Below are 14,056 nucleotides of genomic sequence, written 5' to 3'. Positions count from 1 at the left end.
TTTACCCATGACCACCAATTTTAAAAACCGCAACTTCCTCAAACTGCTGGACTACACCCCGGCGGAAATCCAGCAGCTGATCGATCTCTCCATCGAGCTGAAGGCGGCCAAAAAGGCCGGACGTGAAGAAAAGCATCTGGTCGGTAAAAACATTGCCCTGATTTTTGAAAAAACCTCTACCCGTACCCGCTGCGCCTTTGAAGTGGCAGCCTTTGACCAGGGGGCGCAGGTCACTTACCTCGGCCCAAGTGGTTCCCAGATCGGCCATAAAGAGTCAATGAAAGATACCGCCCGGGTGCTGGGAAGGATGTATGACGGAATCGAATATCGCGGTTACGGCCAGGATATCGTGGAAGAGCTGGGCGAATACGCTGGCGTGCCGGTCTGGAACGGTCTCACCAACGAGTTCCACCCGACCCAGATCCTCGCCGACCTGATGACCATGCTGGAACATTCGCCGGGCAAAACCCTGCAGCAACTCAGCTTTGCCTACCTGGGCGATGCGCGCAACAACATGGGTAACTCCCTGATGGTGGGTGCCGCGAAGATGGGGATGGATATTCGTCTGGTGGCGCCAAAATCCTTCTGGCCAGAGGCGGGGCTGGTGGAACAGTGCCGCGTCATCGCTAAAGAGACCGGCGCACGCATCATGCTCACCGAAGAGGTGGAAGAAGGGGTACAGGGCGTTGACTTCCTCTACACCGACGTCTGGGTCTCCATGGGCGAGCCAAAAGAAGCCTGGGCAGAGCGCGTCAGCCTGATGACTCCGTATCAGGTCAACGCCCGCGTGGTCCAGGCGACCGGCAACCCGAACGTGAAATTTATGCACTGCCTGCCGGCGTTCCATAACGAGCATACGAAAGTGGGCCGCGAAATCGAAATGGCCTATGGCCTGAAGGGGCTGGAAGTGACCGAAGAGGTCTTCGAATCCCCGAACTCCATCGTCTTTGACGAAGCGGAAAACCGCATGCACACCATTAAAGCGGTCATGGTGGCGACACTCGGCGAGTAAACACCGCCCGGCGCGCCGCCAGGCGCGCCGGGGTAAGGAGAACATCATGGGCAAGTTCAAATTTCCTTCCGCTTACACCATTCTCTTTTTTCTTATTATCGTTGTGGCGATACTGACCTGGCTGGTTCCCGCCGGACAATACCAGATGGCGATGAACGCCACCCTCGGCAAGGAGGTGCCTGTCGCCGGGACCTACGCCCACGTCGCCTCCCACCCGCAAGGGCTGGTATCGGTGCTGATGGCGCCGATCGCCGGACTCTACGATCCCGATACCGGCCAGGCGGGCGCGATTGACGTCTCGCTGTTTGTGCTGATCATCGGCGGCTTCCTGGGGATCGTCACTAAAACCGGCGCGATTGATGCCGGGATCGAACGCGTGATGGCCAGGCTGCGCGGTCGTGAAGAGTGGATGATCCCGATCCTGATGGCGCTGTTCGCCGCAGGCGGCACCATCTACGGTATGGCTGAAGAGTCCCTGCCGTTCTACACCCTGCTGGTCCCGGTGATGCTGGCCGCCCGCTTCGATCCGGTTGTCGCCGCCTCCACCGTGCTGCTGGGCGCCGGGATCGGCACGCTCGGTTCAACCATTAACCCCTTCGCCACGGTTATCGCCGCCAACGCCGCCGGGATCCCCTTCACCAACGGCATTATGCTGCGCGTAGCGCTGCTGGTGATCGGCTGGATCATCTGCGTGGCATGGGTGATGCGTTATGCCCGCAAGGTTCGTCGTGACCCGTCGCTGTCGATTGTGGCCGATAAACAGCAGGAGAACCTGGCCCACTTCCTCGGCAATAAAAGCGAAGAGGGCCTGGAATTTACCCCGGTACGTAAAGTAATTCTGGTGATCTTCGCCCTCGCCTTCGCGGTGATGATTTACGGCGTGGCGGTGCTCGGCTGGTGGATGGGCGAAATCTCCGCCGTCTTCCTCGCGGGCGCCATTATCGTCGGGCTGATTGCGCGAATGAGCGAAGAGGAGCTGACATCGACCTTTATCAACGGCGCGCGGGATCTGCTGGGCGTGGCGCTGATTATCGGTATTGCCCGCGGTATTGTGGTGGTGATGGACAAGGGGATGATCACGCATACCATCCTGCATAGCGCAGAAAATATGGTCACAGGGCTCTCAACTGTCGTATTCATCAACGTTATGTACTGGCTGGAAGTGGTATTGTCTTTTCTCGTTCCGTCATCATCCGGTCTGGCCGTGCTGACGATGCCGATCATGGCGCCCCTTGCCGATTTCGCTAACGTTCATCGCGATCTGGTGGTAACGGCATACCAGTCCGCTTCCGGTATCGTCAACCTGGTGACGCCGACCTCCGCGGTGGTTATGGGGGGGCTCGCTATCGCCCGCGTGCCTTATGCACGCTATCTGAAGTGGGTGGCGCCGCTGCTGGCGATCCTGACCGTGGTGATTATGGTGACGCTGAGCCTGGGGGCTCTGATTTGAATTACCGGGTGGCGCCCGCGCTTCCGGTCTTTGGTTTTCTCTTGTTGCCCGGGTCGCATGGCGCCTCCGGGCATTTTACTTCACCAACTGCACAGGTTTAACTATGATGGAATATAGTGACTACTCTCCCAAAGAACAGCTACAGATGGCGGTCTGCCAGCGTCTGATCAGCGAAAGAACCTACCTCTCTCAGGAAGAGATTCGCCGCGATTTACAGGATCACGGCTTCGACAGTATCAGCCAGTCCAGCGTCTCCCGCCTGCTCAGGCTGCTTGGCGTGATTAAAATTCGCAACGCAAAGGGACAGAAGTTCTATACGCTCAATCCGCAGCTACGCCCCGCGCCGGATGCCGCCCGCTCTATCTCGGAAATGGTGGTGAGCGTTGAGCACAACAGCGAATTTATCCTTATTCATACCGTGGCCGGATATGGTCGCGCCGTGGCGCGGATCCTGGATTACCACCAGATGCCGGAAATCCTGGGCGTGGTAGCTGGCAGCAGCGTTGTCTGGGTCGCGCCGCGGGTGGTAAAACGCACCGCGCTGGTGCATAAGCAAATTAATTATTTACTCAGAACGCATTAATATTCAAAAAGAACCGTTTGCTTTGAGTAAAGCGTGCATCAAAATGCTTGATCCCGTGGTCGGGCTGCGTATAATGCCCGACAATTTGCCGGGAGGAAGCATGGTCAATCGAGTACGACATACGCGCTCACCGCGTCTGAAAACAGACGCTGGCCTGCCGTTTTCCTCCCGTTGCCTCTCTATTCCCAAAGCCCCTCAATTGAGGGGCTTTTTTTTGCCCGGCGTCAGGAGATAAACATGAATCCGCTTTATCAAAAACATATCATTTCCATAAACGACCTCAGCCGCGAAGAACTGGAGCTGGTTCTGGAGACGGCGGCAAAATTAAAAGCCAACCCGCAGCCGGAACTGCTCAAGCACAAAGTGATCGCCACCTGCTTCTTTGAAGCCTCGACCCGTACCCGTCTCTCGTTTGAGACCGCCATGCACCGCCTGGGCGCAAGCGTAGTGGGCTTTTCCGACAGTGCCAACACCTCGCTTGGCAAGAAAGGCGAGACGCTGGCGGATACCATTTCAGTCATCAGCACCTACGTGGATGCCATCGTCATGCGCCATCCGCAGGAAGGGGCGGCGCGCCTGGCGACCGAGTTTTCCGGCAACGTGCCGGTGCTGAACGCCGGAGATGGCTCTAACCAGCACCCCACGCAAACGCTGCTGGATCTCTTCACCATTCAGGAGACCCAGGGTCGGCTGGAAAACCTTAACATCGCGATGGTCGGAGACCTGAAGTATGGCCGCACCGTCCACTCGCTGGCCCAGGCGCTGGCAAAGTTCAACGGCAACCGCTTCTGCTTTATCGCCCCGGCGGCGCTCGCCATGCCGCAGTACATTCTCGATATGCTCGATGAAAAAGGGATCGCGTGGAGCCTGCACGAGAGCATCGAAGAGGTGATCGGCACCGTGGATATTCTCTATATGACCCGTGTGCAGAAAGAGCGCCTCGATCCGTCGGAATATGCCAACGTGAAGGCGCAATTCATCCTGCGCGCCAGCGACCTTGAGGGCGCGCGCAGCAACATGAAAGTGCTGCACCCGCTGCCGCGCGTCGATGAAATCACCACCGACGTGGATAAAACGCCGCACGCCTGGTACTTCCAGCAGGCGGGCAACGGCATCTTCGCTCGCCAGGCGCTGCTGGCGCTGGTCCTGAATAAAGAATTAGCTCTGTAAGGGGGAGACCGCCATGACGCACGATAACAAACTCCAGGTTGAAGCCATCAAACGTGGCACCGTGATTGACCATATTCCCGCGCAGGTGGGCTTTACGCTGCTGTCGCTCTTTCGGCTGACCGAAACCGACCAGCGCATCACTATCGGCCTGAACCTGCCGTCCGGCGAGATGGGCCGCAAGGATCTGATTAAAATCGAAAATACCTTCCTGACCGAGGAGCAGGTGAACCAGCTGGCGCTCTATGCGCCGCAGGCGACCGTTAACCGCATCGACGACTACGAGGTGGTGGGGAAATCCCGGCCGAGCCTGCCGGAGCGCATCGAGAAGGTGCTGGTCTGCCCGAACAGCAACTGCATTAGCCATGCGGAGCCGGTCTCCTCCAGTTTTGCGGTGAAAAAGCGCGCGGACGATATCATCCTGAAGTGCAAATATTGTGAAAAAGCCTTTTCCCATCATGTGGTGCTGGCAAATTAATTGAGACTGGCAATGCGACCCCGGCTCTCTATAATGGCCGGGAGCATCACCCTTTGTGCTGAAAGTCAGGAGAAACTAATGTCTAAAGTACTTGCGACGGAAAATGCGCCAGCCGCTATTGGCCCTTATGTTCAGGGCGTTGATCTGGGCAGCATGATCATCACCTCCGGCCAGATCCCGGTTAACCCGAAAACCGGCGAGGTGCCGGATGACGTGGCCGCCCAGGCGCGTCAGTCGCTGGAAAACGTCAAAGCGATCGTGGAGTCCGCCGGGCTGACGGTGGGCGATATTGTGAAAACGACCGTGTTTGTGAAAGATCTCAACGATTTCGCCACCGTTAACGCCACTTACGAGGCCTTCTTCACCGAGCATAACGCCACCTTCCCGGCGCGCTCCTGCGTGGAAGTGGCGCGTCTGCCGAAAGATGTGAAAATCGAAATCGAAGCGATTGCCGTGCGTCGCTAAAAGTAAATGATGAAATAAAGGCGGCTGACGTCGCCTTTATTTTTTGAGTAATTTTACCCATTTTCCCGCCTTCTTTTTTAACGCTCCGTTAATACAATCCCTCTGCTCTTCCACTCCTTTTTAACGGATTAAATATGAAACTTTCTAAAATTGCGCTGGCCATGGCGGCATTAAGCGTAGCCTCCTCCGCCCTGGCTCACGGTTATATAGAATCCCCGGCCAGCCGCGCTTATATGTGCAAGCAGGGAAAAAATATCGACTGCGGTCCCGTACAGTATGAGCCGCAGAGCGTGGAAAAAAGCTCCGGCTTTCCTTCCGGGACAATGCCCCCGGACGGCCAGCTCGCCAGCGCGGGTATTGCCAACTACTCCCAGCTCGATCGCCAGAGCCTGAACGCGTGGACCAAAACCCCTATTACCCCGGGTCCGCACGAGTTTGTCTGGTATCACACCGCCCCGCATAAAACCAACAACTGGCGTTACTACATCACGAAACAGAACTGGGATCCGAATAAACCGCTCACCCGCGACCAGTTTGAGCTGACGCCGTTTTGCTCCGTGAATGGCTATGGTCAGGCGCCCACCATGCGCAAGGCGATGAACTGTAACGTGCCGCAGCGTACCGGTTATCAGGTGATTTATGGGGTATGGGAAATTGCCGATACGGCCAACAGCTTCTACCAGGCGATCGATGTTGATTTTGGCAACGGCGGCGACGTGACGCCGGATGACGATGCGGGGAAAGTGACCGAGTGGAGCAAAACCCTGAGCGGCCAGATCGCCGGTAATAATCTTAAGGAAGGTGACAAGGTTATTGCCCGCTTTTTTGACGCGAACGGCGAAGTGACCGCCATGCGCACCACGCTTACCATCGCCTCCGCGGAACAGGGGGATGCGAACCGCTGGGCGTACGATCTGGCGCAGCAGATCAACGCGACCCAGAGCGACGTACGTGCCGGCATGCGCGATGAAAGCGGCGAAGTCAGCCCGGTTCATGGCGCCAACAGCGTCTATGTGCGGGAGGGCAGTCCGCTGAAGTCGGTGGCGATCTCCTATGAGGAGCAGAAGCCGGTGGTCAATGAGTCTATCTCCCTGACCAACCTGCGCTACAGCACGATCGATCATGGCAAGGCAACCGTCACCTTTCATATCGACACGCGGGGAGAGGTCAATTTCGAAGCCCACGTCATGAACCACATGGGGGCAGAAAAAGGCTATCTGAAGCAGGAGATGGATAACGCCGGTCAGGATGTGGCCATGACGCTGAATAACGTTACCGCGGGCCACCATATGCTGAAATATTACGCCACCAACAAAGCGGGGATCCTCTTCGCCCAGGATGTGCTGAATATGATGCTGGAGAACGCGCCGTCGGGCGATCATACGGGGCAGTATGACTTTACCTTCCCGGAGGGGCTTGCCAGCTATAAGGCGGGCACCGTGGTGCTTCAGCCGAAAGACGGGAAAACCTACCAGTGTAAGCCTGCGCCGTTTAGCGGCTACTGTAAACAGTGGAGCCGTTACGCGACCCAGTATGAACCGGGCGTGGGGCCATACTGGAAAGAGGCATGGGTGTTGAAGAACTGAGTGCGCGCCTCGCCCCTCACCCTAATCCTCTCCCCAGAGGGAGAGAGGGAACCGATCGAGCGCGGTGTTGGCTTGCCCCTCACCCTGACCCTCTCCCCAAAGGGGAGAGGGAACCGATCGAGCGTGGTGTTGGCTTGCCCCTCACCCTGACCCTCTCCCCGAGGGAGAGAGGGAACCGATCGAGCGCGGTGTTGGCCCGCCCCGCCGGGCGCGGTTTTCCCCCTCTCCCCTTCGGGGAGAGGGCCGGGGTGAGGGGTATTCCCCCCCGCTCCGTCACAGATTCCGCGTCGCGCGCAGCAGTTTTTCCAGCGGATAAACCGCCGCAATCACCACCTCATCCTGCACCTTCGCCGCGTTATCCAGCGTGGCCTGAATAGCGGCAATCTCCTGATCGTCCAGCGTTCCCTGGCGCGCCACCAGGTCGGTCAACCGCAGCCCAATCACGGCCAGCTTATCCACCTCCTGAATCACCGGGCCGAGCGCATGGAGCTGATAGCTGTTTTCGCTCAGCGCCAGCGCGTCGCTGGTGTTGCTTTGCCAGCGGTTAAACAGATGGCGCAGCGCGTCGGCGCTTTCGCTATCCTCCGCATCGCTTATCAGACGGTCGACCCACTTATCCATCTGCCGCACGGTCATGCTCTCGGCGCTCAGGGCATCCGCATAGCGGTTTAACGGCTCGAACTGATGATAGTTACCGGCCTGAAACTTAAGGTGCTGACGGGTATAGTACTGGGCCGGTTCGATCGCCTGGGCGAGGATCTGCAGCGCCAGCGTGTCGGCGCTGTTTGCCAGACGGGTAAACTGCCTCTGCTGCTGGCTGTGCTGCTGCAGACCGACCGACACCGTGCTCCAGCTATCGATCGCCTGCAGGCGGCTGTACATATTGTCGATATCGGTCACCTCCTTAGCCGACCAGAGTCGCTCCGCAACGGCAAAAGCGCGCGGCCAGAGCCTGATATCCAGCACCGGAGCGGCGACATTTTCCGCCCACAGCGCCGCTTCGCCGCCCAGCAGATTCTGCTGCTGCTCCGCATCCGGCACCACCGGCGCGACCCCGGCAGGCACCGCCTCCAGACGCTCGCCGGTGATGGGATAACGCACGTTCCCCACCAGGAAATAGCCGCCCAGCTTATCGTTATCGACGGTGACAACGGGGCGGGTCTCCCCCATCCAGGTGTCAACGGTAAAAGTCACCTGGCTGTCGTCGCGCCATTCAATCTTCTGCACCGCCCGGCGAGATTTGCCGCTGAAATCAATAAAGCCGCGCCAGCCCGACTCCCCTTTGATCAGCGTAAAGCTTCCTTCCACCGGTTTGCCCTTCAGGCGCGGCATGGAGAAGCGCCAGCTCTGGGCGCTGTCGTTATCGGTCAGCTTGTCCACGCCGTTCAGCCCCTGAGGGACAATCTCATTGCGGTAGTGATAGGCGGTACTTTGCGGCTGATCGAGGTAAAACCCGGTTGAGAGGATCCCTTTATAGCCCTGTTTCGCCACCTCTCCCAGCGCATCCTGCCCCTGCCAGGATTGAATCAGAATGCTTTTCGGCAGATCGGGATGGTAGATCTCATCCCAGCCCACCATCTGACGATGGTGCTTTTCTAGGATTAGCTCCAGCCGACGGTTAAAAAAGGCCTGCAGGGCGTGGCTGTCGGTGAGCTTGTGCTGGCGCATAAACTGCTGGATCGCCGGATTGTTTTTCCACTGCGTGTCGTCAACTTCATCGCCGCCGATATGCAGATAGGGATCCGGGAAGATGGCCGCCAGTTCGCTGACCATCGCCTCAGCAAAGGCGTAGGTCGCCTCTTTGGTTGGATCGAGCACCGGCTTCAGCACGCCCCAGTGGCGCTCCATCTCATACGGGCCGGGAGCGCTCATCAGCTCGGGATAGGCGACACCAATCGCCGACGCATGGCCCGGCATATCGATTTCTGGCACCACGCGGATCCCGCGCTCGCTGGCGTAGCGCACCACCTCCCGCATCTGCTCCGGCGTGTAGTACAGCCCGTCGCTGGCCAGCTGCGTCAGTTTCGGGTAGCGGGTCGAGCTAAAACGCCACCCCTGATCGTCTGTCAGATGCCAGTGGAGAACGTTGAGTTTCGCCGCCGCCATGCCGTCGATCTGCCGTTTGATATCCTCCAGCGGGATGAAGTGTCGCGCGGAGTCGAGCAGCAGCCCGCGCCAGGGGAAGCGCGGGGCGTCGTCAATCGTTACCCACGGCACCGCGGTATTTTTCGCGCCGTTCTGCACCAGCTGGAGCAGGGTTTCGATGGCGCGCAGCGCGCCGAAGCGGGTATTAGCGGTAATGTTCACGCCGCTGGCATCCACGACGAGCCGGTAGCTTTCGTCGCTATCCGGCAGCGGCTGCGGCTTCACCTTTCTGGCAATATTGATCCGGATAATCGCCTTATCAGAGGCGGCCTGCGGCCTCAGCGTCCAGCCGGTTTGCAGGGCGAGCCGCTCGCGCAGACGGCCAGCGATATCGCCGGGATCGTCACCGGTTACGCTGACGGCGAGGTCGTTGCTGAGGATCAGGGCGCCCTGAGCGGCAGGACGTTCGACCTTTGCAGGCCAGGGCATGAGCGGCAGATCCCCCGCCGGAGCGGCGAAGGCGCTGGCACCGAGCAAAAGCCCGGCGGTGAAGAGGCTGGAGCGTAACATGAATGTTCCTTATCTGACGGGCCGAAATCAGGCAAAACATTCTGTTAACATGCGTATAAATTGTCGTCAAGGGAAGAGCGCGACGGGGATCACAGGTTGTTGAATTTGGGAGGAATTGCAGGGTTTCCCCTCACCCCGGCCCTCTCCCCAGAGGGGAGAGGGGGAAAACCACATCCGACTTGCGAGGGGCAATCAACACCGCGCTCGATCTGTCCCCTATCCCCTCCGGGGAGAGGGTCAGGGTGAGGGGCAATCAACACCGCGCTCGATCTGTCCCCTATCCCCTCTGGGGAGAGGGTCAGGGTGAGGGGCGATCAACACCACACTCGATCTGTCCCCCCTCCCCTCTGGGACAGAGTCAGGGTGAGGGGCAATCAACACCGCGCTCGATCTGTCCCCTCTCCCCTCTGGGGAGAGGGTCAGGGTGAGGGGCAATCAACACCGCGCTCGATCTGTCCCCTCTCCCCTCCGGGGAGAGGGTCAGGGTGAGGGGCAATCAACACCGCGCTCGATCTGTCCCCTCTCCCCTCTGGGGAGAGGGTCAGGGTGAGGGGAATTACTGCCACCCGTAGCGGCGGCTATAAATACCCTTCACGGTCTGCGTCAGCACCATATACCCCGCCAGAATCAGCACCAGCCACGGGAAGTAGCTGAGCGGCAGCGCCTGAAGCTGCAGGTAGCCCGCCAGCGGCGAGAAGGGCAGCGCGATGCCCAGCGTCATCACCAGCCCGGTCATGATAATCAGCGGCCAGGCGGCGCGGCTCTGAATAAACGGAATACGACGGGTGCGGATCATATGCACAATCAACGTTTGCGACAGCAGCCCCACCACAAACCAGCCGGACTGGAACAGGGTCTGGTGCTCCGGCGTGTTGGCGTGGAATACAAACCACATCAGGCAGAAGGTCAGAATGTCGAAAATCGAACTGATCGGCCCAAAGAAGAGCATAAAGCGCCCTAAATCCGCCGGGTTCCAGCGCTGCGGCTGCTGGATCTGCTCTTCATCCACGTTATCAAACGGAATCGCCACCTGAGAGAGATCGTACATCAGGTTCTGCATCAGCAGGTGCAGCGGCAGCATCGGCAGAAACGGCAGGAAGGCGCTCGCCACCAGCACGCTAAAGACGTTACCAAAGTTAGAGCTGGCGGTCATTTTTATATATTTCAGCATGTTGGCGAAGGTACGACGCCCCTCCAGCACCCCTTCTTCCAGCACCATCAGGCTTTTCTCCAGCAGGATGATGTCGGCCGCTTCCCGGGCGATATCCACCGCACCGTCGACGGAGATACCGATATCCGCCGCACGCAGCGCGGGCGCGTCGTTGATGCCGTCGCCCATAAAGCCCACCACGTGACCCTCGCGCTTCAGCAGGGTGACGATGCGCTCTTTATGCATCGGCGTCAGGCGGGCAAAGAGCGTGGTGCGTTTTGCCAGCCCGGCCAGCTCGTCATCGGAGAGCGTTTCGATCTCGCTGCCGGTGACCACCTCGCCCGCATCCAGCCCCACTTCGCGGCAGACCTTCGCCGCCACCAGCTCGCTGTCGCCGGTGAGGATCTTCACGGTGATACCGCTCGCCTTCAGCGCTTTCAGCGCAGGCGCCGTTGTCTCTTTCGGCGGATCGAGGAACGCGATATACCCTTCGAGGATCAGGTCCGATTCGTCGATGCGCTGGTAATCCCCTTCGCGAGCAGGCAGCACTTTACTCGCCACCGCCACCACGCGCAGCCCCTGACGGTTCAGGTTATCGGTCACGCGTTTGATGCGCCGCAGCATGGTCTCGTCCAGCGGCACGATCTCGTCGTTGTAGCGCACCTGCTGGCAGACGTTGAGGATCTCCTGCAGCGCCCCTTTGCAGATAAGCTGATGTACCTCCGGCTGTTCGCTCACCACTACCGACATCCGGCGACGTTCAAAGTCGAAGGGGATCTCATCCACCTTCTGCCAGCGGGCAGAGAGCGCACGCGCCGCCGCCTCATCCACCCCTTCCAGCACCGCGACATCCAGCAGATTTTTCAACCCGGTCTGGTAGTGGCTGTTGAGCCATGCGGTATGCAGCACCCGCTCGCTCACCTTGCCGGAGATATCGGTATGATCCTCCAGCACGATTTTATCCTGGGTCAGGGTGCCGGTTTTATCGGTGCAGAGGATATCCATCGCGCCAAAGTTCTGGATGGCGTCGAGGTGTTTAACAATCACCTTCTGGCGGGAGAGCTTCACCGCCCCGCGCGCCAGCGTGGAGGTGACAATCATCGGCAGCATCTCCGGCGTTAAGCCGACAGCCACGGAGAGCGCAAACAGCGCCGCCTCCCACCAGTCACCCTTGGTATAGCCGTTGATCAGCAGCACGATGGGTGTCATCACCATCATAAAGCGGATCAGCAGCATGCTGACGCGGCCAATCCCCTTCTGGAACGCGTTCGGCTCGCTCTCCTGCTCGCCAACGCGACCGGCCAGCTGGCCGAACCAGGTGTTACCGCCGGTGGCGATGATGATCGCCTGGGCGGAGCCGCTCACCACGTTGGTGCCCATAAAGCAGAGGGTATCGCTCTCCAGAGGGTTGCCCTGCTGCGGGTTGCGGCTCTGCGCCACCTTCTCCACCGGCAGGGATTCGCCGGTGAGCGAGGCCTGGGCGACAAAAAGGTCACGCGCCTGCACAATGCGCAGGTCCGCCGGGATCATATCCCCCGCCGCCAGTTTAATGACGTCGCCAGGTACCAGCTGGTCAATGGGCAGCTCGAGCCACGCGCTTTCGCCCTGCTCATTGATCACGCGCAGTACGGTGGCGGTATTACTGACCATCGCCTTCAGCGCGTCCGCGGCGCGGGTGGAGCGCGCCTCCTGAATAAAGTTCAGCAGCGTGGAGATACCCACCATCAGGGCGATGACGCCTGCGGCGAAGAGATCTTCCGTGGCGTAGGAGATAATCCCCAGCGCGGTGAGCAGCAGGTTGAACGGGTTGCGGTAGCAGAGCCAGAGATGGACCCACCACGGCGCTGGCTTCTGCGCCGGGATCTGGTTATCGCCATGGGTGGCGCGGCTCTGCTCCACCTCGGCGGCATTAAGCCCTTCCGGGTGGCTGCCAAAGGCGTCCCAGACCGCTTTTTCATCCATCGCAGCCGCCTTCAGGCACTGCTCCGTCAGAGAGGCCGGCAGGGCGGCCCCGGTGAGGTTTTTCGCATCAGGCAGCGGATCGCGCTGTACGAGACGATGCGGCAGGTGGCGGCTCAGCAGCGCCTGGAGCTGCCGGGTAATATTTTTCAGCATAAAAAGTCCCCCGCGCGCTGAAGGGAGCGCGCAGCCTGGCCTTCAGGCACGACAAGTCCGTACCTGAAGGGCACTAAAATAGTTATACGGGGACGTTCAGAACGTCACCGTCTTACGCATCCGGTAAGACGATGAACAGGCTTACCGGAATGAGAAGGTTCTCCGTCGCGGGAGAGGGGCGGGATCAGGGTCCATATAGCCTCCGGTAAGTAAAAAAGGTAAGTCGCCGCGCAGTATACGGATTTAACCATACCTTTTGTGGCAATTCGGGCGGTATCATACGCCCGTCAAAATAAACCAGACGTAAACCAGACTTTGCCCATTGCTGATTGTGGCGATAGCATTAGGCTCTTTTTTAATGCCGGGACTTTAACAGGAAAATGATGATGCAGAACCGTCTCACAATCAAAGACATCGCGCGTTTAAGCGGCGTGGGGAAATCCACCGTCTCCCGCGTGCTGAATAACGAAAGCGGCGTCAGCGAGCGGACGCGGGAGCGCGTCGAGGCGGTGATGAATCAGCACGGCTTTTCTCCCTCCCGCTCCGCGCGGGCGATGCGTGGCCAGAGCGACAAGGTGGTCGCCATTATTGTTTCCCGTCTGGACTCCCTCTCGGAAAATCTCGCCGTTCAGACCATGCTGCCCGTCTTTTATGAGCAGGGGTACGATCCCATCATGATGGAGAGCCAGTTTTCCCCGCAGCTGGTGGAGGAGCATCTCGGCATGCTCAGGCGCCGCAACATTGATGGCGTGGTGCTGTTTGGCTTTACCGGCATCCGGGAAGAGACGCTCCGCCCCTGGCGATCCTCGCTGGTGATGCTGGCCCGCGACGCGGGCGGCATGGCCTCCGTCTGCTATGACGATGAAGGGGCGATCACCACGCTGATGGAGCGTCTTTACGCGCAGGATCACCGCAATATCAGCTATCTTGGCGTACCGCACAGCGACGTCACCACCGGCAAGCGCCGCCATGAAGCCTACCTGAGCTTTTGCAAAAAGCACGCCCTCCCGGCGGTCGCCTCTCTGCCGGGGCTGGCGATGAAACAGGGCTACGATCAGACGGCCAGCGTGCTGACGCCGCAGACCACCGCGCTGGTCTGCGCCACGGATACCCTGGCGCTTGGCGCGAGTAAGTACTTACAAGAAAAGCGTATCGACTCTGTGCAGCTGGCAAGCGTCGGCAACACGCCGCTGATGAAGTTTCTCCACCCGGAAATTATCGCCGTCGACCCGGGCTACGCCGAGGCGGGCCGACAGGCTGCCGCCCAGCTGATTGCGCAGATTAACGGGCGCAGCGAGCCGCGCCAGATCGTCATTCCCGCCACCCTCGCCTGACTCTCCCCACGGTTTATTGTGATCGCCGCCCAATTTCGGGAACGTTCCCGTTTTCTGTTTT

The 14,056-nt window shown here is 59.4% G+C and carries 12 protein-coding genes; 9 read left to right on the top strand and 3 right to left on the bottom strand.

The genetic code is table 11. The features are described from left to right. Nucleotides 1–7: 7 nt before the first annotated feature. The 8 genes from argF to gbpA all read left to right on the top strand — a co-directional run bounded on the left by argF (nucleotide 8) and on the right by gbpA (nucleotide 6,741). On the top strand, nucleotides 8–1,012 hold the full coding sequence (gene argF / locus BN3796_RS07670; protein ID WP_061707786.1) for an ornithine carbamoyltransferase: 1,005 nt from the start codon (nucleotides 8–10) through the stop codon (nucleotides 1,010–1,012). A gap of 46 nt (nucleotides 1,013–1,058) precedes the next feature. After that, the gene (locus BN3796_RS07665) at nucleotides 1,059–2,462 is read left to right on the top strand and encodes a YfcC family protein (RefSeq protein WP_061707785.1); all 1,404 of its coding nucleotides are present in this window, start codon (nucleotides 1,059–1,061) and stop codon (nucleotides 2,460–2,462) included. Nucleotides 2,463–2,565: 103 nt separating this feature from the next. Continuing rightward, the gene (locus tag BN3796_RS07660) at nucleotides 2,566–3,045 is read left to right on the top strand and encodes an arginine repressor (protein ID WP_061707784.1); all 480 of its coding nucleotides are present in this window, start codon (nucleotides 2,566–2,568) and stop codon (nucleotides 3,043–3,045) included. Nucleotides 3,046–3,088: 43 nt separating this feature from the next. Beyond that, entirely contained in the window at nucleotides 3,089–3,280 is a 192-nt protein-coding gene (locus tag BN3796_RS20050) for a pyrBI operon leader peptide (protein ID WP_073885152.1), read from the top strand. 2 nt (nucleotides 3,281–3,282) lie between these two features. Continuing rightward, nucleotides 3,283–4,215, top strand: a complete 933-nt coding sequence (gene pyrB / locus BN3796_RS07655; protein WP_061707783.1) for an aspartate carbamoyltransferase — start codon at nucleotides 3,283–3,285, stop codon at nucleotides 4,213–4,215. Between the two features lie 13 nt (nucleotides 4,216–4,228). Then, the gene (pyrI, locus tag BN3796_RS07650; RefSeq protein WP_061707782.1) at nucleotides 4,229–4,690 is read left to right on the top strand and encodes an aspartate carbamoyltransferase regulatory subunit; all 462 of its coding nucleotides are present in this window, start codon (nucleotides 4,229–4,231) and stop codon (nucleotides 4,688–4,690) included. A gap of 78 nt (nucleotides 4,691–4,768) precedes the next feature. Then, a complete protein-coding gene (gene ridA / locus BN3796_RS07645; RefSeq protein WP_061707781.1) occupies nucleotides 4,769–5,155 on the top strand; it encodes a 2-iminobutanoate/2-iminopropanoate deaminase in 387 nt (128 codons plus the stop codon). A gap of 134 nt (nucleotides 5,156–5,289) precedes the next feature. Then, nucleotides 5,290–6,741, top strand: coding sequence for an N-acetylglucosamine-binding protein GbpA (gene gbpA / locus BN3796_RS07640; RefSeq protein WP_061707780.1), 1,452 nt, complete (start codon nucleotides 5,290–5,292; stop codon nucleotides 6,739–6,741). 273 nt (nucleotides 6,742–7,014) lie between these two features. Here the strand turns inward: gbpA and BN3796_RS07635 are convergent, their stop codons facing one another. From BN3796_RS07635 to mgtL, 3 genes are all read right to left on the bottom strand, one after another. Next, a complete protein-coding gene (locus BN3796_RS07635; protein WP_061707779.1) occupies nucleotides 7,015–9,396 on the bottom strand; it encodes a beta-N-acetylhexosaminidase in 2,382 nt (793 codons plus the stop codon). A gap of 556 nt (nucleotides 9,397–9,952) precedes the next feature. Next, a complete protein-coding gene (gene mgtA, locus BN3796_RS07630; protein WP_061707778.1) occupies nucleotides 9,953–12,661 on the bottom strand; it encodes a magnesium-translocating P-type ATPase in 2,709 nt (902 codons plus the stop codon). 141 nt (nucleotides 12,662–12,802) lie between these two features. Beyond that, nucleotides 12,803–12,856, bottom strand: a complete 54-nt coding sequence (mgtL, locus tag BN3796_RS21160; RefSeq protein ID WP_148381796.1) for a mgtA regulatory leader peptide MgtL — start codon at nucleotides 12,854–12,856, stop codon at nucleotides 12,803–12,805. Nucleotides 12,857–13,047: 191 nt separating this feature from the next. Between mgtL and treR the strand changes: the two genes are divergently transcribed. Then, nucleotides 13,048–13,995: a trehalose operon repressor TreR gene (gene treR, locus BN3796_RS07625; RefSeq protein WP_061708819.1), complete on the top strand. Its 948-nt coding sequence runs from the start codon at nucleotides 13,048–13,050 to the stop codon at nucleotides 13,993–13,995. Nucleotides 13,996–14,056 lie beyond the last annotated feature (61 nt).

Source organism: Pseudenterobacter timonensis, from assembly GCF_900021175.1.
Taxonomy (GTDB): domain Bacteria; phylum Pseudomonadota; class Gammaproteobacteria; order Enterobacterales; family Enterobacteriaceae; genus Enterobacter; species Enterobacter timonensis.
Note: the sequence above shows the minus strand (reverse complement) of the source record. Positions and strands in the feature narration are given on the sequence as shown.

What these genes read in the sequence shown, in the direction of transcription:
- pyrB (WP_061707783.1), top strand. Translation starts at nt 3,283, where the DNA reads ATGAATCCGCTTTATCAAAAACATATCATTTCCATAAACGACCTCAGC.
- BN3796_RS20050 (WP_073885152.1), top strand. Translation starts at nt 3,089, where the DNA reads ATGCTTGATCCCGTGGTCGGGCTGCGTATAATGCCCGACAATTTGCCG.
- pyrI (WP_061707782.1), top strand. Translation starts at nt 4,229, where the DNA reads ATGACGCACGATAACAAACTCCAGGTTGAAGCCATCAAACGTGGCACC.
- treR (WP_061708819.1), top strand. Translation starts at nt 13,048, where the DNA reads ATGCAGAACCGTCTCACAATCAAAGACATCGCGCGTTTAAGCGGCGTG.
- BN3796_RS07660 (WP_061707784.1), top strand. Translation starts at nt 2,566, where the DNA reads ATGATGGAATATAGTGACTACTCTCCCAAAGAACAGCTACAGATGGCG.
- gbpA (WP_061707780.1), top strand. Translation starts at nt 5,290, where the DNA reads ATGAAACTTTCTAAAATTGCGCTGGCCATGGCGGCATTAAGCGTAGCC.
- ridA (WP_061707781.1), top strand. Translation starts at nt 4,769, where the DNA reads ATGTCTAAAGTACTTGCGACGGAAAATGCGCCAGCCGCTATTGGCCCT.
- BN3796_RS07635 (WP_061707779.1), bottom strand. Translation starts at nt 9,396, where the DNA reads ATGTTACGCTCCAGCCTCTTCACCGCCGGGCTTTTGCTCGGTGCCAGC.
- argF (WP_061707786.1), top strand. Translation starts at nt 8, where the DNA reads ATGACCACCAATTTTAAAAACCGCAACTTCCTCAAACTGCTGGACTAC.
- BN3796_RS07665 (WP_061707785.1), top strand. Translation starts at nt 1,059, where the DNA reads ATGGGCAAGTTCAAATTTCCTTCCGCTTACACCATTCTCTTTTTTCTT.
- mgtA (WP_061707778.1), bottom strand. Translation starts at nt 12,661, where the DNA reads ATGCTGAAAAATATTACCCGGCAGCTCCAGGCGCTGCTGAGCCGCCAC.